Here is a 21,177-nt window from a genome sequence, read left to right as displayed (position 1 = left end):
TGTGCTGCGCACGGCCGGGACACGCTTCACGGCGCTCCGCGCCCTGGCGGCATGCTTCCCGCCGGGCCTTAGCTCCAGAACCTGCCCTGTTTGCTAACGCAAATCCGGAGGTTCTGTCGCCTTAGGGATCGCACGGCTTCGCCCCGTGCGGGAAGAGCCCCAGAACCTGCCCTGTTTGCTAACGCAAATCCGGAGGTTCTGTCGCCTTAGGGTTCGCACGGCTTCGCCCCGTGCGGGAAGTGCTCCAGAACCTGCCCTGTTTGCTGTCGCAAAATCGGAGGTTCTGTCGCTTTAGGGATCGCACGGCTTCGCCCCGTGCGCTTGGAGGCGCTGGGCTTCGCCCACAGCGCCGAAACATTGCTGCTGTGCAAGGCGCGTAATTCGGCTTGCGGCACGGGTTTGAACCCCGGTGGTTGGAGTCATGGAGAGGAATTTTGGAACTGTAGGAGCGGTAGCGTCCGCCTGAAAGCTTTCCGTAGGAAAGCTCGCTTCGGAAGCATACGCTATTTGGATTTCTACCGCGGCCAGCGGTTCAAATCAAGGAAATCCAAATATAACAGCGGCCGGAAGTCCAAATATTCTTCGTAATGACGACTATAACCACCAATCCGGCCAAACCCAGGCCGCCCCGAACCGCGCTCTAAACTAATTTAAATGAGGTGTCCAAAAGTGTCGGAAGCTTATAAAAACGCCGGAGTGGATATTGCGGCTGGCAATGAAGCGGTAGAACGCATGAAGAAGCATGTGAAGCGCACCTACCGTCCTGAAGTGATGACGGAGCTGGGCGGATTCGGCGCATTGTTTGGCCTGAATAAGGACAAATACGAAGAGCCGGTCCTCGTATCGGGAACGGACGGCGTGGGCACGAAGCTCAAAATCGCGTTCGCAGCGGACCGCCACGACACAATTGGCATCGATGCTGTAGCCATGTGTGTAAATGATATCGTAGTCCAGGGCGCAGAGCCGCTGTTCTTCCTCGACTATCTGGCCTGCGACAAGGTAGTGCCGGAGAAGATCGAGGCGATCGTTGCCGGAATCGCCGAAGGCTGCCATCAGGCAGGCTGCGCCTTGATTGGCGGAGAGACTGCGGAGATGCCGGGCATGTACTCGGCCGGTGAGTATGATATCGCCGGATTTACCGTAGGGGTTGCTGACAAAGCGAAGCTGGTAACGGGAGCAGACATTGCAGCTGGAGACACTGTAATTGGTCTGGCATCAAGCGGCATTCACAGCAACGGATTCTCGCTGGTGCGCAAGCTTTTGCTGGAGGAGGGCGGCTACGGATTGAACGATGTAGTGCCTGAACTCGGCGCTCCACTCGTGGACGTTCTGCTGGCTCCAACCAAAATCTATGTGAAGCCGCTGCTGGCCCTGCTGGAACAGCTTCCGGTTAAAGGTATGGCCCACATTACCGGAGGCGGGTTCATCGAGAATATCCCGCGTGTACTGCCTGAGAATGTAAATGTAGAGATTAACTACGGCTCTTGGCCGATTCAGCCAGTCTTTGCTTTGATGCAGAGCAAAGGCAAGGTAAGCAACCGCGATATGTTTACCACTTTCAATATGGGCATCGGCCTTGTACTGGTGGTAGCTGAAGCGGACGGAGCGCGCGCGCTCGAGCTGCTGAAGGCCAGCGGGGAAGAAGCTTATCGTATCGGCACTGTAACAGAAGGTGAATGCAAGGTTACCTTCACGGGGGTTGAAGTCTGATGGAGTGGAGCCGGATCGCTGTATTTGCTTCGGGGCAGGGCAGCAATTTCGCCGCACTGGTCCAGGCGCAGCAGGAGGGGAAGCTCGGCGGAGGCAGCATAGAGCTGCTGGTCTCAGACAAGCCGGAAGCGCCTGTGGCACAGCGGGCGGAGGAAGCGGAAATTCCCACCCTCCTGCTGCGGCCGAAGGACTTCGCGGGCCGCGAGCTGTACGAGGCAGCGATTGTTGCGGAGCTTCAGCGCCGGGACATCGGACTGATCGTGTTGGCCGGATACATGCGTCTGATCTCACCGGTGCTGCTTGAGCCTTACGCCGGACGGATCATCAACATCCATCCGTCGCTTTTGCCGGCCTTTGCAGGTAAGGATGCGATTGGCCAGGCGCTGGATTATGGCGTGAAGCTGACGGGAGTGACGGTGCATTTTGTCGACGGAGGCATGGATACCGGACCGGTTATTGCCCAGCGCAGCGTTGAGGTGAAGCCGGGAGACACAGCCGATTCACTTGCAGAACGTATCCACCAGGTAGAGTACGGGCTGTATCCCGAAGTGGTGGCAGCTTTGGCAGCCGGCAGAGTGGATCTGAACGGAAGAATAACGACAATCAGCGAACAATAGCAGAAGCCATACCAGCCGGATCTGACACACGAATAAATGTATTTCAGGCAGGTGCGGCTGATTCTGATATTTCTCGGGAAATATTGCACAAAGTCTGCAAGATGTCGGATGGGCTGACTGAGCAGTTTGAAATTGCCGGAATTACGGGTTTGCTGAGATGCCGGTTGCTGTCGATATAGCAATTGGATTCACTCCAATTAATTTGTCTGAATACCAGCGATCGTAGAACGTAATTGGATACAGTACAACTAATTCTGGCGCTCGTAGGCTCTAAGGCGCATATGGCATCATTTAGATGGACAATATCCAACTAATTTATCCGGCTGATAACAAGCCGAAATTAAATGACGTAAATCCACTTATTATATAAACACTACAAACTCAAGTATAAGCACGGGCTAACCGGCGACAATGATCCTGCGATCATAGGCCACAACCTAATCTAGCGTGAATCCAGAGGAGGACTATTCAAAGTGAGTATCAAAAGAGCGCTGGTCAGCGTATCCGACAAACAGGGCATCGTGGATTTTTGCCGCGAGTTGTCTGCACTAGGCGTAGAAATTATCTCCACAGGCGGCACCAGCACACTTCTGGCTAAAGAAGGCGTTCCGGTCATCGGTATTTCCGAAGTAACGGGCTTCCCCGAAATTATGGACGGTCGTGTCAAAACGCTGCATCCCGCTGTACATAGCGGCCTTCTTGCGGTTCGTGATAACGAGGAGCACACTCGGCAGATGAACGAGCTTGGACTCGACTACATCGACCTTGTAGTGGTGAATCTGTATCCGTTCGCGGAGACCATTGCCAAGCCGGATGTGTCGTATGAGGAAGCTATCGAGAACATCGATATCGGCGGACCTACGATGCTGCGTTCGGCGTCGAAGAACCATGCTTTTGTCAGTGTGGTAGTGGATGCGGCTGATTATGCTACAGTGCTTGAGGAGGTTCGCGCCAGCGGAGATACCACCCTTGCAACCCGCAAACGTCTTGCGGCCAAAGTCTTCCGCCACACGGCGGCTTACGATGCCCTGATTGCCGATTATCTGGCGAATGTAACCGGTGAACCGCTGCCGGAGCGCTATACGGTCACTTATGAGAAAATCCAGGATCTGCGTTACGGGGAGAACCCGCATCAGAAGGCTGCCTTCTACCGCAAGCCGCTGGCTGCGCAGGATACACTCACCGCTGCCGAGCAATTGCACGGCAAGGAGCTGTCCTACAACAACATCAACGATGCGAATGCCGCGCTCCAGATTGTCAAAGAGTTCGAAGAACCGGCTGTTGTAGCTGTTAAGCATATGAATCCTTGCGGCGTAGGCGTGGGGGCGAGTGTATATGAGGCTTATCAAAAAGCGTACAATGCTGATCCAACCTCCATCTTCGGCGGAATTGTAGCAGCGAACCGGATCATTGATGAGGATACGGCTAATATGCTGAAGGATATTTTCCTTGAGATCGTGCTGGCTCCGGGCTTCACGGATGAAGCGCTGGAAATCCTGACGAAGAAAAAGAATATCCGCCTGCTCAAGCTGGGCAACCTCAGCACGGCGGCTTCCCGCAAAACCAGCTTTGTCGTAACCTCCATTGAAGGGGGAATGGTTGTGCAGGAAAGTGACGTCCATTCCGTGAATCCGGAGGAGCTGCAGGTCGTAACCGACCGCAAACCAACGGAAGAAGAGCTGAAGCAGCTGCTCTTCAGCTGGAAGGTTGTTAAGCATGTGAAGTCGAACGCGATCGTGCTGGCGGCTGATAATATGACCGTAGGCGTAGGTGCAGGACAGATGAACCGTGTCGGCGCGGCTAAGATTGCGATCGAGCAGGCTGGAGAGAAATCCAAAGGCTCCGTGCTGGCTTCAGATGCCTTCTTCCCGATGGGAGATACCCTTGAGATGGCTGCCAAGGCTGGTATTACGGCAGTTATTCAGCCGGGCGGCTCGATTAAGGACGAGGAATCCATTAAGGTTGCTAATGAATACGGCATTGCCATGGTCTTCACCGGCGTTCGCCACTTCAAACACTAGAACGCTGGGAGGGTAACATACTTATGGATATTTTAGTGGTCGGCGGCGGCGGCCGGGAGCATGCGATCATCTGGAGCTTAATCCGCAGCCCCAAGGCCGGTAAAATCTACTGCGCACCCGGCAACGCCGGGATTGCGCAGCTTGCGGAATGTGTGCCGATCGGTGTATTTGAGTTCGATAAGCTGACCGCGTTCGCCAAGGAACGGGAGATCGGGCTGGTCGTGATCGGACCGGATGATCCGCTGGCAGCAGGGATCGTCGATGCATTCGAAGCACAGGACATTCCTGTATTCGGCCCGCGGAAGAATGCGGCGGAAATCGAGGGCAGCAAGACCTTCATGAAGGATCTGCTGCATAAGTACAGCATTCCGACAGCGGCGTATGAGAAGTTCAGCGATTACGGGACTGCACTTGCCTATCTGCGGACTCAGGAGCTGCCGATTGTAATCAAGGCGGACGGATTGGCCGCAGGCAAAGGGGTGACCGTGGCGTATTCCCGTGAGGAAGCGGAGGCGGCCCTGGAGGATATTATGGTGGCCAAGGTCTTTGGTGAAGCCGGCGCACAGGTCGTGATCGAGGAGTATCTAGCGGGGCAGGAAATGTCGATTCTGGCCTTTGTGGATGGCGAAACAGTGCGTCCGATGGCAGCTGCACAGGACCATAAGCCGGTATTCGACGGCGATAAAGGACCTAATACGGGAGGTATGGGGACATACTCCCCGCTTCCGCATATCGATGAGGCTATTATCCGCGAAGCGGTGGAGACCATCATCGAGCCGACGGCCAGAGCCATGGTGGCTGAGGGGCGCCCCTTCAGCGGCGTGCTGTTCGCAGGGCTTATGATCTCGCCGGACGGCAGACCGAAGACGATAGAATTCAATGCCCGCTTCGGTGATCCCGAGACGCAGGTTGTTCTTCCCCGGCTGCAAAGCGACTTGCTGGAGATCTTTCTGGCTGTTACAGAAGGCAGGCTGGCGGATATCCAGATTGAGTGGAGCGAGGAGGCCGCAGTCTGCGTGGTCCTGGCTTCGGAAGGTTATCCCGGTCCGTATCCGAAGGGTGTGCCGATCAGCGGACTTGAAGCGGACACGGACGGACTGGTCTTCCATGCGGGAACCGCGCGCGGTGAGGATGGCAGCTGGGTAACCAGCGGCGGCCGGGTGCTTGGAGTTGTAGGCATGGGGCCTACGATTGCCGAAGCACGTGCAGCCGCATATGCCAGCGCAGCGAAGATTACATTCCCGGGCAAACAAAACCGCAGTGACATCGCTATGAAGGCTCTGATCTGAGGATAAAGCACTGTATTTCAGCCAGATAAGAGTGCCTATGCTTTGGGGCCAATGCAAATTACCCGTATAGTCATCGAAGCTAAAGCCCCACTTTGCGGGGTTAGTTTATGCTATTAGACCCAAAAAAAGGACTGACAAGTAGTAGGAGAAGTGCTATAATACAACTCGTACGGGGGAAAATGTGCGGATATATACAGATAAAGGGTCTTTCCTTTCATGGAAAGGCCTTTTTTAAAATTTCAATTGACGTAAAAGTTGTTTCCACTTGCTGATTTTCAGGAGATATAGAAAACCCCGTGCCGGGAAATGATACTTAAGTACAATAACAGCGATGCGGTTTATGCGGATGTTTAGTTACAGATTTAAGGGGGAATTAGTTTTGAGTAAGGTCGGAAGAAATGACTTATGCCCATGCGGAAGCGGGAAAAAATATAAGAAGTGCTGCTTGGATAAAGAAACGTCAGCAGTCGAATCCATACTGCGGCTGGTAACGACGGAGGATGCGGCAGCACAAGAGGTTGTATTCAGCGAATCCGTACAGGAACAGTCAGCAGTGGAGGCCGCTGTACGTACCGAGAGTAAGCTTACACTGCCCAAGCTGAAAAAGATGGTCGCACGCGAACTGAAATGGGAGCATCCGGCCCATGAACAGCTGGCGCTGCAGCTCATTGAGAGCATGAGAAATCAATACGACCGCGAACTGATTCTGGAAGCCCTGGTGCTGTGGAATGGCTTCTCCCGGCAGACCAAACCTGCGGTGAAGAAAGCCGGCTCGTTCTGCGCGGCTATCGAATATCTGCTGTCAGAGGAATACGGCTTCATGCTGTCGCAGACGGAGCTTGCTGATAAATACGAAGTTACGGCGGCCACCATCTCCCGTAAAGTCAAAGAAATATATAATTATGTCGAAGAACACGGAATGGGCGGAGAAGCTGATGAGCTGATCGCGCTGAATGGTCCGGGCACTCCCCAGGAGAAGGCGCAAGCCCTTCTGTACAAAGCGGTGGAGGCCACTTCTGCGAAACGCCGTGTTCAGCTGGCGGAGACGGCACTGGAGATTTATCCGGACAGTCCGGATGCCTATCTTATTCTGGCCGAGGAATCGGAGAATGAGCATGAGGCGCGTAAATTCCTCAAAGCGGGAATCGCTGCAGGCAGACGTGAACTGGGCGAGCTTTATTTTACCAAGAACAAAGGGTATTTCTGGGGGCTTACGGAGACCCGCCCTTATATCCGTATCTGCCAAAGCTATGCGGAATCCTGCTGGTTCGGCGGAAAGGCAGAGGAAGCAGCGGAGATTCTGGAGCATATTCTCGAGCTTAATCCGGGTGACAATACCGGCGCCCGCTATCTTTTGGCCGCTGTCTACTTGTACAGCAACCAGTTGAAGGAAGCGGAGCGGGTGATCAAGAACTACGGGGAAGACGATGCCGCAGCGGCTTTTGCCTATGACCGGATTGTACTGGAGTTCAAGAAGAACGGAATTACCTCGCAGCTCAAAATGTTGTACCGTGTAGCGCGCGGAGTGAACAAGCATGTGCCTGATTATCTGCTGGGTGTGAAGCGGCTGCCGCATAATCTCCCGGATTTTGTCGGAATGGGCGATTCCAATGAAGCCATTGAATATGTCATTATGCATTCGCGTTTGTGGGCAAGCATGCCGGATCTGCTCAAATGGATGCTGAAACAATAGAACGTATACACGGGAATATCCAACACAGTCCTCCGGGGCTGTATTTTTTTTGTAGATAACCTGACATGGATTAACCCTCCGACCTACATTATCCGATAAAAATAGTAAAAGAAGCCTATTTTTAAATGAAAATGTTTGTTTAATGCTGTGTTTTTCTGAAAATACCTGACATGGTCACACTTATTTCACAGCTCGAAGTAAAACGTTAAAGGGATAAAGAGCTTTTTTGCAGAAATAAGTCGAAAAGACAGGGAGCATTCGAGTGAGAGTATTGCCTGAGCCTATTTACATTTGAAGGTGGGGAGTCCTATGGCACTGAGGAAGAGCAAGAAAGATAAGGCGCTGCTGACATCATTTTTAAGCAATATGGGGATTCGCGCCAAGCTGTTTTTGTCGGTGATTATCTCTGTAGTTGCTATTTTCGTTATTGTATCCGTAGTGATTTACAGCAATGCCAAGCAAATTATAGTCAATGATTTGAACAATTCGCTGACCTATGAGAAAGGAGAGATCAGCGTTAAGGTCAATGAGCTGCTGCAGCCCGCTTCGGACAGTGTAGAGCTTCTGAATGCCAACGCCTATATCCGTGACTATATTGCCAGTGTAGATGATCCGGAAACAGCGAAGACCACCAGCGGGTACAGTGAACTGATCCGCACCCTCAATCTTGTCAAGAGCAACAATAAGAACCTGTTGAATGTGTACATAGGTCTGGATGCTGCGAACAAGGTGATTACGCAGGATGAGTTCGAGCCGCCGGCGGACTTCGTGCTGAAGGAACGGGGCTGGTATGCCAACACAGCCAAGAATAAGCGTGTTACGGTTACGGACCCCTATATTGATGCCGGCTCAGGCAAAATGGTCGTGAGTGTCAGCGCACCTATTCTCGACGATACCGGTAAGCTGATTGGTGTGGCGGGTGCGGATATCTCCACGGAGCAGATTACCCAGGCGCTGAGCGCTTTTAATTACAATGGCAGCGGGTATGCGGTACTGATTGATAAGACTGGAACCTTCATCTACCATCCGGATACAGACAATATTCTGCTGAAGAAAATGTCCGATCTCGGTGAAGACTGGAAAGCAGTCGGGGATAAGATGGTACAGTGGGGCTCGAATGTGATGAAGACGGATATTGACGGAGAGACCAGTTATGTGTCGTATTCGCCGGCAGTAGAGAACCAGTGGTCCGTGGCGCTGATTGTGCCGGAGAAACATGCGGAGAGGGAGCTGCAGAAATTCCAGCTGATTTTTATCCTGTCGATTATTGCTTCAATTGTAGTGATGTCTGTGTTGTTGTATTTTGTCTCGGGCAGTATTCTGAAGCAGATTCCTATCCTGATGGCTGCCTTCCGGAAGGCGATGTCCGGCGACCTGTCGGTAAGAGCGAAGGTTACCGCCAAAGGGGAAATCGGCGTACTGGCAGAGGGCTTCAACGATATGATCTCCTCACAGCAGTCGCTGATTCAGGAAATCATGCGCAGCTCGCAGAGCATCTCTGGCGCTGTGGAGAATACGGAGAAGAATGTATTCGTACTCGACGGCAGCATCACCGATGTGTCGGGGATTACCGAAGAGCTGTCAGCGGGCATGCAGCAGACGGCGGCTTCGATGGAAGAAATGAACGCCAGCACGATTGAATTCGAGCATGCCATTAACGGTATCGCCCGCAAAGCCCAAGAGGGTGCGGAAGCGGCCAGGGAAATCAATGTGCGGGCGGATAAGCTGAAAGAGGGAGCCGCCCAGTCGCGCAGGCAGGCGGATCATATCTACGGAGAGAGTGAAGAGAAGCTGCGCATGGCGATTGAGCAGTCGAAGTCGATCTCACAGATAGACGCGCTCACGGGAGCAATTCTGGAAATTGCCGCCCAGACCAATCTGCTGTCGCTGAATGCTTCCATCGAGGCCGCTAGGGCCGGGGATGCGGGCAGAGGCTTCGCCGTTGTGGCGGAGGAGATCCGCAAGCTGGCTGATAACTCGCGGGAGACAGTGACCGAAATCCAGGGAGTGACTGAAGCGGTTGTCCAGGCGGTATCCAATCTGGTCGAGGGCGCGGAGAGCATGCTGCGCTTCATGGACCGGCAGGTGCTGAAGGATTATGATGCGATGCAGGAGACGGGTGAGCGGTACAGCGAAGATGCCAAGTATATTGATGAGCTGGTTACGGACTTCAGTGCCACCTCTGAAGAGCTGCTGGCCTCCATTCAGAGCATGCTGACCGCGATCAGCGAGACGGGCAGTGCAACGAATGAAGGCGCAGAAGGGGCCGGGGTCATCGCTGTCCAGGCCGAGCAGATCATCGGCAAGTCCGGCAGCATCGTTGCCGAGATGGAGGAGATCAAGATGAGCTCGGCGCAGCTGCTGCAGACGGTCTCGCGGTTTAAGGTCTAGTTATAGTGAAGGATGGACGGTCCTGCCGGTTTGCGGCAGGGCCGTTTTGCTTGTTGCGCTCCCTTTTCACTGTTTTTAATTGTACATTATACAACTATATAAGATGAACTTAAGAATGGAGGAGTGGAGTAGCGGGATTCCACCGCTAGTGGATGCTGTGTTGTGTGACGAGGACAAGGGTTGAAAAAATGTCCATGGAAGAGTATGTTACAAGAAGCGAAACGATAAGAAAGAGACAGTGAGGCGAGGAAAAGATGAGAGAAGGCGAAAACCGGATCGTAGGAATGGAAGATATTGTACGCGCACATCATGTGCTGCGGGAGGTTATCGTCCGTACGCCGCTGCAGCTGGATGCGGTACTGTCAGCTAAATACGGCTGTAATGTGTATTTGAAACGTGAAGATTTGCAGATTGTACGCTCCTTCAAGATCCGCGGGGCCTACAATATGATCCGCAGTCTGTCCGACGAGGACAGAGCCAAGGGGATTGTCTGTGCAAGCGCGGGGAACCACGCCCAGGGTGTGGCGTATTCCTGTAAGGCACTGGGAATCAAAGGGAAGATCTTTATGCCGAGCACTACACCTAATCAGAAGATTAAGCAGGTCCGGCGTTTTGGCGGCGAATTCGTGGAAGTGATTCTGAAGGGGGATACCTTCGACGATGCTTACGATGAAGCGCTGCAGGCTTGTATAGACTATAGCATGACGCTGATTCACCCGTTTGATGAGCCGCGCATTATCGCTGGCAATGGTACGATTGCGATGGAGATTATGGAGAGCCTGGACAAGCCGGCTGACTTTGTCTTTGTTACGATTGGCGGAGGCGGCCTGGCGGCAGGTGTAGCCACCTATGTGAAGACCGTGAGCCCGGCGACCAAGGTGATCGGTGTGGAGCCTACCGGAGCAGCTTCCATGAGCGAGGCGATGGAGTGCGGTGAGGTGATCACCCTGAAGGAAATCAATAAGTTTGTGGACGGTGCGGCAGTGAAACGTGTCGGTGGCTTGACCTTCGACATCTGCTCGAAACTCCTGGATGATGTAGTCAAAGTGCCGGAAGGCAAGGCTTGTACAACCATTCTGGAGCTGTATAACGAGAATGCGATTGTTGTGGAGCCTGCAGGCTCGCTTCCGATTGCTGCGCTGGACATGTACCGGGATCAAATCCGCGGCAAAAGCGTGGTCTGCATCGTCAGCGGCGGCAATAATGATATCGACCGGATGCAGGAGATCAAGGAGCGTTCACTGATCTATGAAGGCCTGAAGCATTATTTTATGGTTAATTTTCCGCAGCGTGCGGGTGCCCTGCGTGAATTCCTGACTGAGGTAGTCGGACCCGACGATGACATTACCCGGTTCGAATACACGAAGAAGAACGAGAAGGAGAACGGCCCGGCCCTGGTAGGCATTGAGCTGATGTCTACAGATGCATACGCCCCACTGATTGAGCGGATGAAGCAGAAGGGTGTGGATTACGTAGAGATCAACAAGGATGTCAATTTATTCAGCATGCTGATTTAATATAATCGTTATCGGCGGCAATAGCCGTTTATATGGACATGAAGAAGACCCGCTCCGGGTTCAAACCGGGCGGGTCTTCTTCATGATGATAAGAGTAGGATGCTGCGCGCATCACGTGCTGCTGATGTATTCGCTTATCAGGACTGAGGCACCTCTGTCTTCAGATACTGCTCGGCGTCATCATCCAAGAGATAACCGTTGCTCTTCATCAGCTTCATGAAGCCATCGAGCTTCTGCAGGAAAGGGCTGGTGCTGCTGTTTTTGGCCAGGATGCTGCTGTAGGCTTTCTGTGCCTCCAGATCCATTTCCAGATTATCGTAATGGAAGAGCGGCGTGTTGTTCTGACCATAGAATGTATTCACTGCGTACATGTTATAAAGTGTCTTGACTGCTGATAGGCGGTTGGATTTGGGATAGGTCTGAATGAACTGCTCCTGGGTTAGTGCACGGGAAGCGACATCCCCCCAGGCGATCACAAGCCCGTTATCCTTGGAAGGGGGCAGATCCGACTCGGTCGCCATTATTGAAATATAATCACGGATATCCTCTGTCACGTACAGTTTATATTTGCGGTAAGCTGCATAATCAATCACCGGGAAAAAGGTGCCTTCGGCCGTCTCCAGCTTATAGCCGCTCTCTCCCGCGCTTTTCAGCAGCGCACGCAGTGAAGCATTCTCCGTACTCTCGGTCAGCTTCACCATGCTGACTCCCGCCTTATAGACGGAGATGAGCTTCCGTTGTACCTCACTGCTGCTGAATTTCTTCTCCCAGGAAGGCAGGAGCGATTTGTGCAGGTTCTCGAGCTTCAATGTCAGAACAGTCGCCTGATAAGGAGTGACAGCATACAGATTGGTATTCATATAAGTAATAGCGCCCGGAAGGTTGCCTGAGGAGAACAGCGGCAGCGCAGCCCTGTAGACAGCCTCAGCATGGCTGAGGACGGCCGTACCGGTAACACCCGCCTTAGCGCTGGTAGCCGAATCAGAGGTGCCTGTGCTGCGGCCCGCGCTGCTCTCAGCACGGGCAGGAGCGGAGCTTGCTGCCTCCAGCCCCATGAGCAGAGCAATAGCGGCGGTTAGAACGACGTGCTTCTTCATACAAGTCTCCTCCTGTGTGGAATAAAAGTTGAATATATTCTCTATGATTTGAAAAATATTAATTTCAGTCCAAGACCACCGGCTGCGGCAAGAACCAGACTGACCCAAGGTGCAATCCGGATGACCGGGAACAGATTATCGAGGAACATTCCGGCAAAAACGGCCGCAATCGCAATTCCGACATAGAGTCCCAGGCCTTTGATATCAAAAGCCTTGGGCTTCGGGCTATCGTCCTCAGACAACGAGGCCATCCATTTCATAATAAGCTCAATCAGAACAATCGAGCCGATACCTACTATGATAAGGGTGAAAATACTGATCTGGCCGAAGATTTCATCCGGCCCGCCGCTCCACTGCATGATCAGTCCGGCAGCGCCCATCACTCCGAACAGAATGGTCAGGGCGGACAAAGAGATCATCAGGGAGTTCTTCAGCTTGCCGCGCGGAGAGCGCGGGGGGCTGCTGTTCATCACATCTTTGAAATAATCTCCGGGGTTCTCGCCGAAGATTTGCTTGGCATTCCTGCCTTTGGCCTGTCCCTTCAGCAGCAGTTCAGCCGCCTCCAGCAGCAGCTCCTCCGCACGGACAGAGTCTACCGAGCTGGCCCGCATGGCCAGAATCATATCTTCAAAAAAAGAGCGGTTAAATGGCGTCATCTGCTCACGCAGCAGGTTGTTTTGCTTAATCATAGCTTTGACTTTCATAGTATGGACGTATACCTCCAAGGTGGATTGATCAGGTTAGCCTTTAACCTAGAGTATACGTTTGTGCAGCAGTGGTGTGCAAGGACAACCCTTGCAGGCGGATAAGAAGATTCCGCTTCTGCGTAACTTTTCTTTCGTTTATCCCTGAATAATCCGTTTGGAAGAGAGAACACTGAAGAGGTGGTTGCTTCACCAAATATAGCTAGAGGAAGGCAGGGAGCGTTATGAAACAGGAGAACAAACAGGAACCCGGCAAATTTGTGGGCGACGGCTTCGCGCCTGCACCTGTTAATGAAGTGGGGGATTGGGGCAACTCTGACGGCTTCAGTCTTTGGGATGCTGCGGGTGTGGCGCCGGAGAACGGGCTTGATGACTGGGAAGGCCGGCGGGAGACCCACGATATGTTTCACGACAGCTATGACTGAGTGAAGCTCAAGCTTGACCCACGGCCTCTTTTGCTCCTGCGGGAGCGGAAGGGGCTCTTTTCTGGAAGGAGGACTATAGTTATTGACAAGAATTTAATGAGAATCGTATAATAAAGATATAAATCATACTAAATTAATCGGAATAATTATAATTTGAAATAAATCAGCTTTCAGGGAGGGCGCAGCAATGGAACGGAATATTATCATCCGGCATAATGGAGAGGAACTGACAGCGAGCATCCACTATCCATCCGCAGACAAGGCAGGCACCGGACGGTGCAAGAACCGGGTGCCGCTTGCAGTGATCTGCCACGGCTTCGTGGGCAGCCGGATTGGTGTAGACCGGATCTTCGTTAAGGCAGCCCGTGAGCTGGCGCAGGATGGCTATATGGTTATCCGCTTTGACTACGTAGGCTGCGGGGAGAGCAGCGGTAATTACGGGAGCGAAGATATGGAGTCGATGATCAGCCAGACCCGGGCGGTGCTGGATTACGGCATCAGCTCTGCCGATGTGGACCCGCAGCGTGTGACGCTGATCGGACATAGTCTGGGCGGTGCAGTAGCGCTGCTGACCGGTGTCCGTGACCGGCGGGTGAAGAACCTAGTGCTGTGGTCTGCGGTTGGTTATCCGTTCAATGATATCGTAAAGATTGTCGGAAGGGAAGCCTATGACCGGTCGGTGAAGAGCGGCTCAGCCGATTATTCCGGCTATTCGTTCACCCCGGTATACTTCAACTCACTGGCAGCGTTCCAGCCCTTCCAGGAGGCCGGGAAATTCAGCGGTGATGTGCTGGTCATCCACGGAACCTCCGATGATGTTATTCCCGTTGACTATGCCTTCCTCTACCAGAAGCTGTTCTGGACACGTCCTGAAGGCCGCTGCGACAAGGAGATTATTTTCCAGGGCGACCATACCTTCTCGTCAGGTCCGGCACAGGAGCAGGTGCTTAAGCGCACCCGGGATTGGATGAATCAGCAGGAGCATCTGCAGGAAGAATGGCAGAATTGGATGATATAGGATAATACCCCGTGCGTGCAATACCCAAGAATAAGCGGTAAAATAAAGGGGCAGACCATATACTGGGTTATGGAGGTTAGCACCCTATGAAATTACCGGCCTTCTTTATTGCGCATGGCTCTCCGCTGCTGGCTCTCGAGGATAACGAATACACTCGTTTCCTGGAGCGGCTGGGTTCTGATCTGGGGAAGCCCCGCGGCATTGTAGTTTTCTCGGCGCACTGGGACAGTCCCAAGCAGCTGATTACAGTGGACGCACAGCATGAAACGCAGCATGATTTCTATGGTTTTCCGGAAGAAATGTATAAGCTGGCCTACCCGGCCCCGGGCGATCCCGCGTTAAGCAGCAGGATATCTGCACTCTTCAAGGATAGTAATCTTTGTCATCAGCCTATACTCGGCCGGGGCCTTGACCATGGGGTCTGGGTTATTCTGAAGAAAATGTTCCCGCAGGCCGACATTCCGGTCGTAGCCTTGTCCGTCGATTCGATGCGTTCTCCCGAGGAGCAGTACAATATCGGACGGATGCTGGCTCCGCTGCGCGATGAAGGAATCCTCCTGATCGGAAGCGGAGGACTGGTCCACAATCTCAGGCTGCTGAAGCAGGATGATCAGCCCGAGCCTTGGGCGCTCGACTTCGATGCCTGGATCGCTGAGCGGCTCGAAGCATGGGATCTGGCTTCACTTTTTGCTTTTGAGAAGCAGGCTCCGCATGTGCGGGAGGCCGTTCCCACTTACGGTAAGGAACATTTCGTACCGCTCTTCTATGTAATGGGTACAGCCGATGAGGGCAAACGGGCGCAATTAATGATTCAGGCCTATCAATACGGTACCCTAAGCTTAAACTGCTGGATGGTCGACTAATACACAAATAAATGCAGGATACAGCCGCTCTAATGGCTGTATCCTTTTTTGTATGCAGATTTTCCGGTGTGCTCAAGACAAACTCTGCCAGCTATGATTAAATGAAAGAAAGCTTACATACAAAACTTTAGGAGGAACAACAAGTTTATGACGATAAACCGGTCTTCAGCCCGCCCTATATATGTCTTTGTCCTTGCTGCCGCCCTGCTCTCCGCCTGCGGGACAGAGAATGCAGTAACGGTTCCAGTGCCGACTACAGTAGCCGCTACTGCTGAACCCCAGCCGACCGAAGCTGCGCAGCCCACGCCGACAATAGCGCCTGCTGCCGGAATAGTATCCGGATTAACGGGGCTTCCGTCTACGGACGGAACGCTGCCCCGGCCGCTCGCAGTCATGATCAATAATGCCCCGGCCGCCCGGCCGCAATCCGGAGTCAGCGAAGCGGATATCCTGTACGAAGTACTGGCGGAGGGCGGAATTACCCGCCTGATCGGGATCTTCCAGAGTCATACCGGGGTGGTAAAGATCGGCCCGATCCGCAGCATCCGCCCCTATCTCCTGGATATTGGCGAGAGCTACGGCGGTGTGACGGTACATGCCGGCGGAAGTCCGGCGGCTTACGCCATTCTGCAGAAGGAGAAGAAGGAGGACATGGACGAGATCGGCCGTGCAGGTGCCTACTTCTGGCGGGATAAGGAACGCAAAGCCCCTCATAATCTGTACAGCAACGCCGCTAAGCTGCGGGAGGGGGCAGAGAAGCTGGGATTTGCCGAGAATGTAAAAGTTCCCGGTCTGCTTTTCACAGATCCAGATTATGTTCCTGCGGAAGGAACCCCCGCACTGGAATTCAATGTGAACTTTCTGCTGAAGAGCTATACGGTGGGTTATAAATATAACGCTGAGCAGCGCACCTACGTCCGCTGGGTGAACGGCAAACCGCATCTGGATCTGAACAACGCCAGTCCGGTGGAGGCGGCGAACGTAATCGTAATGGGCTCTGATCACAAGGTGCTCGACGATGTCGGCAGACTGCAGGTGGATGTGGAGCTGGGCGGAGAAGCGCTGCTGTTTCAGCGCGGAGTAGCGATTTCCGGCAAATGGTCCCGCAGACCTGGAGACATCATCCGGTTCGTGAAAGAAGATGGCAAGGAAGCGCTGATGTACCCCGGTGTGACGCATATTCTGATTGTGCCCAGCAGCCCATCCTTCAGCAGCCATGTCGATTATGCGCTATCGCCTAACCCGACCTGATTCCCGCCGGATAATCAGCCTTTCTTATGATTATTTTCGCAATTACAGGGAATTGTTATTATAGTGTAAAAAAGTTCGGTTTTTTACTTCTATCCATTCTGTTGATATGTTAAGATAACAAGGGTTGTCATTCATTTTCATGCTGTTTACATTTGGGTGGCTGCACGTTTTCACGGCAATTTTATGTAAAGGGGTTTAATAGCTAATGAAGTTGAGAAAAAAGGATATATTCTTTGAGACGCTGGAAAACATGGCTGACACCATTGTTCAGGCGGCCGATTACTTCGCTCAGAATATTTCGACTCTCCAGGACAATGTTGAGAATTTCGCCGGGGTGATGAAGAAATACGAATCCCAATGCGACACTTACACGCACACCGTCATCAAGGAACTGAACAAAACTTTTATTACGCCGCTGGAACGTGACGACATCATGGACCTGATCACAAGCATGGATGATGTTATTGATGGTCTGGAGGCTTCTGCCTCGCGTTTTTATATGTATAATTTGCTGGATGCGGATGAGTATATCATCCAATTCGCGGAAATTCTGCGTCAAAGTGCGTATGAAATCCAAAAAGCGGTTCATCTGCTCTCCCAGAAGAAGCTGCTGGCCATTCGTGAATACACGATCCGTCTGAACGATCTGGAGAACCAAGGCGATGAAGTTCTGCGTATCTGTACCAAGGCCCTGTTCGAAACTGTAAAAGACCCGATTGAGCTGATTAAGCGCAAAGAATTGTACGAGCGGTTGGAGACGACCACGGATAAATGTGAAGACGTAGCTAACATGCTGGAATCGATCATCATGCGCAACTCATAAGGGGCTCTAAATATGGATACATCTATATATGTACTAGGTTTTGTTATATTTCTTGCGCTGGCGTTTGACTTTATCAACGGGTTCCATGATACAGCCAACGCAATCGCTACCTCAGTCTCTACACGCGCGCTGAAGCCGCGTACAGCCATTATAATGGCTGCGTCCATGAACTTTATCGGAGCATTGATGTTTACCGGTGTGGCCAAGAAGATCGGCGGCAGCATTACCGATCCGACACTGCTGGACAACGGGATAGACATCGTTACCGCTACGCTCATTGCGGCGATTATCTGGAATCTGGTTACCTGGTGGTTCGGAATTCCGTCTTCTTCCTCACATGCGCTCATCGGGGCTTTGGCTGGTGCGGTATATATTGGAGCAGGCACGGAGCATATCAAATGGGATGGTTTCATTGAGATTGTGGAGGGACTGGTATTCTCCCCGCTGATCGCTTTTGCTATCGGTTATGTCGTGATGACGATCCTGAAATGGATCTTTGCCAAGCGGAGCCCGCATACGGTGAACAAAGGTTTCCGTTCGATGCAGATTGTTACCGCGGCACTTCAATCCTTCACGCATGGTACGAACGACGCCCAGAAGGCGATGGGGATCATCACCTTTGCCCTCGTGACCTCGGGACGGCTCGAAACGATGGAAGTTCCGCTCTGGGTTAAGATTGCAGCGGCTACATCCATGGCGCTTGGAACGTCAATCGGCGGCTGGAAGATCATTAAGACCATGGGTACCAAAATTTTCAAAATTGAGCCGATTAACGGCTTTGCTGCGGATATCTCGGCCGCATCTGTTATTTTCTCGGCTACATTGCTGCATCTGCCGGTAAGTACAACCCACGCCATTACCTCATCCATTCTGGGGGTAGGCTCGGCCAAACGCTTCTCCGCTGTGAAATGGGGAGTTGCCGGACGGATTGTCGTGACCTGGTTCATCACGATTCCGATCAGCGCAGTGCTGGCGGGATTGATCTTCAAACTCTTTTTCTAGATTTGAATAGAATAGATTAACCGAACAAGATGTCGCGGAAGCCATGGTTGGCTGAGGACATCTTTTTTTGTGTTTTCATTTATCAAGAGAGGAATGTCACAATAAGTTACAGCAAACTGATAAAAAACATTAATAGGCGTAAAAAGAAAATGAAATACGTCACATTTAGAAAAGAAAATGACATGGGTGATTAAAGTTTTTCGTAGTATGTTGTAGTTTTTGGTAGTCTTTAAAGTAAGGTGTGTTTTAAGTGTTACCATAGCTGACAAACACATAATGATATACAAAGGGGGGCCTGTCGTTGATCGACTTTCATCAGGTAGACAAACATTACGGACATTTCCATGTGCTGAAAGCCATTGACCTGCATGTTCAGGAAGGGGAAGTGGTTGTCGTAGTCGGTCCTTCCGGCTCCGGCAAGAGCACTATGCTGCGCTGCATTAACCGACTGGAGACTATTACGAGCGGCGGACTGACCGTTGACGGTATAACCGTAAATGAACGCAAGACAGATATCAACAAGCTGCGCAAAGAGATCGGAATGGTCTTCCAGCATTTCAATCTGTACCCGCATAAGCGAGTGATTGATAATATCACACTTGCACCGATTAAGGTGCTTGGACTAAGCAAAGCGGAAGCCGAGAAGACGGCGATGTATTATCTGGAAAAGGTCGGGATTGCCGATAAAGCACAGTCCTATCCTTCACAGCTGTCCGGCGGACAGCAGCAGCGTGTGGCGATTGCCCGGGGGCTGGCGATGAAGCCGAAGATTATGCTGTTCGATGAGCCGACCTCGGCGCTTGACCCGGAAATGGTCGGGGAAGTACTCGATGTTATGCGGACTTTGGCCCGCGAGGGCATGACGATGGTTGTCGTTACCCATGAGATGGGCTTCGCCCGCGAGGTTGCCGACCGGGTAATCTTCATGGATCAGGGACAGATCGTGGAAGAAGCAGAGCCGGAGCAATTCTTCGCCAGTCCGCGTGAAGACCGGACACGAACATTTCTCAGCCGTGTATTAAGTCATTAAACAAATATATAGGATTCAGGGGAGGAACAGAAATGAAAATGTCCAAAAGCTTCAAAATGTTAAGTGTATTGATGATCGCGGCTATGCTCGTGATTGCCGGCTGCGGCAACAACAATGCCAAGAACAATACCGGAGGGAATGACGCTGCTGCAGGAACGGCTACTGACTCAGAAGCGATTGCCAAGATCAAGGAACGAGGCAAGCTGCTCGTTGGTGTGAAGTACGATACCCGCCTGTTCGGTCTGAAGGACCCTGCATCCGGCAACGTGGAGGGCTTCGACATTGATATCTCCAAAGCCATCGCCAAAAAAATTCTGGGTGACGAGAACGCGATCGAGCTGAAGGAAGTGACCTCCAAGACACGTATTCCGATGCTGAATAACGGCGAAATCGATATGGTTGTAGCTACCATGACCATCACTGAAGAACGCAAGAAGGAAGTTGATTTCTCCGACGTCTATTTCCAGGCAGGCCAATCCCTGCTGGTGAAGAAGGGCAGCCCGATTACCGGACTGGATGACGTAACGAAGGATACGAAGATCCTGGGCTCCAAAGGCGCAACCTCCATTAAGAATATCAAAGAAAAAGTGCCGGGTGTAACCGTGCTTGAATTCGATAACTATCAGGATGCCTTCAGCGCCCTGAAGGCTGGGCAAGGCGATGCATTGACTACGGACGATGCGATTCTGTACGGTATGGCTTCGCAGGACCCTGGCTATGAAGTTGTAGGCGAGCCGTTCACGGATGAGCCTTACGGCATTGCAGTTCAAAAGGGCAACACCGATGTAGTTAAAGCCGTGAATGATACACTGGCTGAACTGAAAGCAAACGGTGAGTATGATGCCATTTATACGAAATGGATTGGTAAAGCTCCAGCGAAATAAGCATGTTCTAAGCTTCAGCTTACTTCACAACCTGCCTTATATTACTCGCAGAAACGGATGCCATCCCATAAGGATGGCACTGCCGTTTCTACTTGTTTATAGGAAGGATTCCTATGTAGAGCAAGAACGAACTACGAACTCATCTTTGGGCAAAGGCAGGTGAAATCAATGGAATTTTCAATATTAACGGATTATTTCGGGTTGTATATGGAAGGGTTCTACGGCACTGTGATGTCCAGTGTATTGGCCCTGATCGGCAGCTTCCTGATCGGAGCAGTGATTGCGGTCTTCCGCATTACTACTGTGAGAGCGCTGCGCTGGTTCGGAACGGCGTATGTGGAGTTCATCCGCAATATCCCGCTGCTGCTTGTAGTGTACATCTTCTATTATGGACCTTCTGCTCTGGGCTTTACGCTGGACGGCTTCAAGGCGGGAACGATCGGACTTGCGGTATACACCTCGGCCTTCATCGCCGAAGCGATCCGCGCCGGAATCATGGCTGTTCCCAAGGGACAAATGGAAGCATCACGTTCATCCGGCCTAAGCTACATACAGACGATGCTGCATATCATCCTGCCGCAGGCGATTAAGCTGGTCATCCCGCCGCTCGGCAATCAGTTCATCAACCTGATCAAGAACTCCTCGGTGCTGACGCTGGTAGCCGGCCTTGATCTGATGTATTTCGCGGACAGTATCTCAACAGAGACTTACCGTACCTTCGACACCTACATCTTCGTGGCGTTGTTCTATCTGGTACTTACCCTTCCGCTCAGCTACGGCGTACGCGTGTGGGAACGCAGACTGCAGCGCAAATATTAAGAAGCCACTCAAAGCATAAAGGA

The 21,177-nt window shown here is 52.2% G+C and carries 18 protein-coding genes; 16 read left to right on the top strand and 2 right to left on the bottom strand.

The window, feature by feature from the left end; genetic code table 11:
* Positions 1-669 precede the first annotated feature (669 nt).
* From purM to ilvA, 7 genes are all read left to right on the top strand, one after another.
* Positions 670-1,710, top strand: coding sequence for a phosphoribosylformylglycinamidine cyclo-ligase (gene purM / locus MKZ24_RS01210; RefSeq protein WP_340781071.1), 1,041 nt, complete (start codon positions 670-672; stop codon positions 1,708-1,710).
* A complete protein-coding gene (purN, locus tag MKZ24_RS01205) occupies positions 1,710-2,327 on the top strand; it encodes a phosphoribosylglycinamide formyltransferase (protein WP_340781070.1) in 618 nt (205 codons plus the stop codon). Before purM ends, purN begins: the two co-directional genes overlap by 1 nt.
* A gap of 473 nt (positions 2,328-2,800) precedes the next feature.
* Complete coding sequence (gene purH, locus MKZ24_RS01200) at positions 2,801-4,348, top strand: bifunctional phosphoribosylaminoimidazolecarboxamide formyltransferase/IMP cyclohydrolase (RefSeq protein ID WP_042232438.1); 1,548 nt, start codon at positions 2,801-2,803, stop codon at positions 4,346-4,348.
* Positions 4,349-4,371: 23 nt separating this feature from the next.
* Complete coding sequence (purD, locus tag MKZ24_RS01195; RefSeq protein WP_340781069.1) at positions 4,372-5,637, top strand: phosphoribosylamine--glycine ligase; 1,266 nt, start codon at positions 4,372-4,374, stop codon at positions 5,635-5,637.
* A 331-nt stretch (positions 5,638-5,968) separates the two neighbouring features.
* Positions 5,969-7,330: an SEC-C metal-binding domain-containing protein gene (locus MKZ24_RS01190; protein ID WP_340781068.1), complete on the top strand. Its 1,362-nt coding sequence runs from the start codon at positions 5,969-5,971 to the stop codon at positions 7,328-7,330.
* Positions 7,331-7,639: 309 nt separating this feature from the next.
* The gene (locus MKZ24_RS01185; RefSeq protein WP_340781067.1) at positions 7,640-9,721 is read left to right on the top strand and encodes a methyl-accepting chemotaxis protein; all 2,082 of its coding nucleotides are present in this window, start codon (positions 7,640-7,642) and stop codon (positions 9,719-9,721) included.
* Between the two features lie 254 nt (positions 9,722-9,975).
* The gene (gene ilvA / locus MKZ24_RS01180; RefSeq protein WP_039298277.1) at positions 9,976-11,238 is read left to right on the top strand and encodes a threonine ammonia-lyase IlvA; all 1,263 of its coding nucleotides are present in this window, start codon (positions 9,976-9,978) and stop codon (positions 11,236-11,238) included.
* Positions 11,239-11,375: 137 nt separating this feature from the next.
* Here the strand turns inward: ilvA and MKZ24_RS01175 are convergent, their stop codons facing one another.
* Both MKZ24_RS01175 and MKZ24_RS01170 read right to left on the bottom strand, forming a co-directional pair.
* Positions 11,376-12,335 (bottom strand): hypothetical protein, encoded by a 960-nt coding sequence (locus MKZ24_RS01175; RefSeq protein WP_340781066.1) that lies wholly within the window; start codon positions 12,333-12,335, stop codon positions 11,376-11,378.
* Between the two features lie 41 nt (positions 12,336-12,376).
* Positions 12,377-13,039 carry a DUF1129 family protein gene (locus MKZ24_RS01170; protein WP_042232446.1) on the bottom strand — a complete coding sequence of 221 codons (663 nt, stop codon included), beginning with the start codon at positions 13,037-13,039 and terminating at the stop codon, positions 12,377-12,379.
* A gap of 224 nt (positions 13,040-13,263) precedes the next feature.
* Here MKZ24_RS01170 and MKZ24_RS01165 point away from each other — a divergent pair, with 224 nt between their 5' ends.
* The 9 genes from MKZ24_RS01165 (at position 13,264) to MKZ24_RS01125 (ending at position 21,154) form a co-directional block, all read left to right on the top strand.
* Positions 13,264-13,464 carry a hypothetical protein gene (locus tag MKZ24_RS01165; protein ID WP_042232448.1) on the top strand — a complete coding sequence of 67 codons (201 nt, stop codon included), beginning with the start codon at positions 13,264-13,266 and terminating at the stop codon, positions 13,462-13,464.
* Between the two features lie 187 nt (positions 13,465-13,651).
* Complete coding sequence (locus MKZ24_RS01160; protein WP_042232450.1) at positions 13,652-14,482, top strand: alpha/beta hydrolase family protein; 831 nt, start codon at positions 13,652-13,654, stop codon at positions 14,480-14,482.
* Positions 14,483-14,568: 86 nt separating this feature from the next.
* Entirely contained in the window at positions 14,569-15,345 is a 777-nt protein-coding gene (locus tag MKZ24_RS01155; protein ID WP_042232452.1) for a DODA-type extradiol aromatic ring-opening family dioxygenase, read from the top strand.
* Positions 15,346-15,492: 147 nt separating this feature from the next.
* Positions 15,493-16,596, top strand: coding sequence for a DUF3048 domain-containing protein (locus MKZ24_RS01150; protein ID WP_340781063.1), 1,104 nt, complete (start codon positions 15,493-15,495; stop codon positions 16,594-16,596).
* 205 nt (positions 16,597-16,801) lie between these two features.
* The gene (locus MKZ24_RS01145) at positions 16,802-17,419 is read left to right on the top strand and encodes a DUF47 domain-containing protein (RefSeq protein ID WP_340781062.1); all 618 of its coding nucleotides are present in this window, start codon (positions 16,802-16,804) and stop codon (positions 17,417-17,419) included.
* A gap of 12 nt (positions 17,420-17,431) precedes the next feature.
* Positions 17,432-18,421, top strand: a complete 990-nt coding sequence (locus tag MKZ24_RS01140) for an inorganic phosphate transporter (RefSeq protein ID WP_340781061.1) — start codon at positions 17,432-17,434, stop codon at positions 18,419-18,421.
* A gap of 301 nt (positions 18,422-18,722) precedes the next feature.
* Entirely contained in the window at positions 18,723-19,451 is a 729-nt protein-coding gene (locus MKZ24_RS01135; RefSeq protein ID WP_340781060.1) for an amino acid ABC transporter ATP-binding protein, read from the top strand.
* Between the two features lie 32 nt (positions 19,452-19,483).
* The gene (locus MKZ24_RS01130; protein WP_340781059.1) at positions 19,484-20,335 is read left to right on the top strand and encodes a glutamate ABC transporter substrate-binding protein; all 852 of its coding nucleotides are present in this window, start codon (positions 19,484-19,486) and stop codon (positions 20,333-20,335) included.
* A gap of 168 nt (positions 20,336-20,503) precedes the next feature.
* Complete coding sequence (locus tag MKZ24_RS01125; RefSeq protein ID WP_042232459.1) at positions 20,504-21,154, top strand: amino acid ABC transporter permease; 651 nt, start codon at positions 20,504-20,506, stop codon at positions 21,152-21,154.
* Positions 21,155-21,177 lie beyond the last annotated feature (23 nt).

The organism is Paenibacillus sp. FSL R7-0297, assembly GCF_038009025.1.
In the GTDB taxonomy this organism is placed as follows: Bacteria; Bacillota; Bacilli; order Paenibacillales; family Paenibacillaceae; genus Paenibacillus_AQ.
This window is presented reverse-complemented; position numbering and strand designations above follow the sequence as displayed.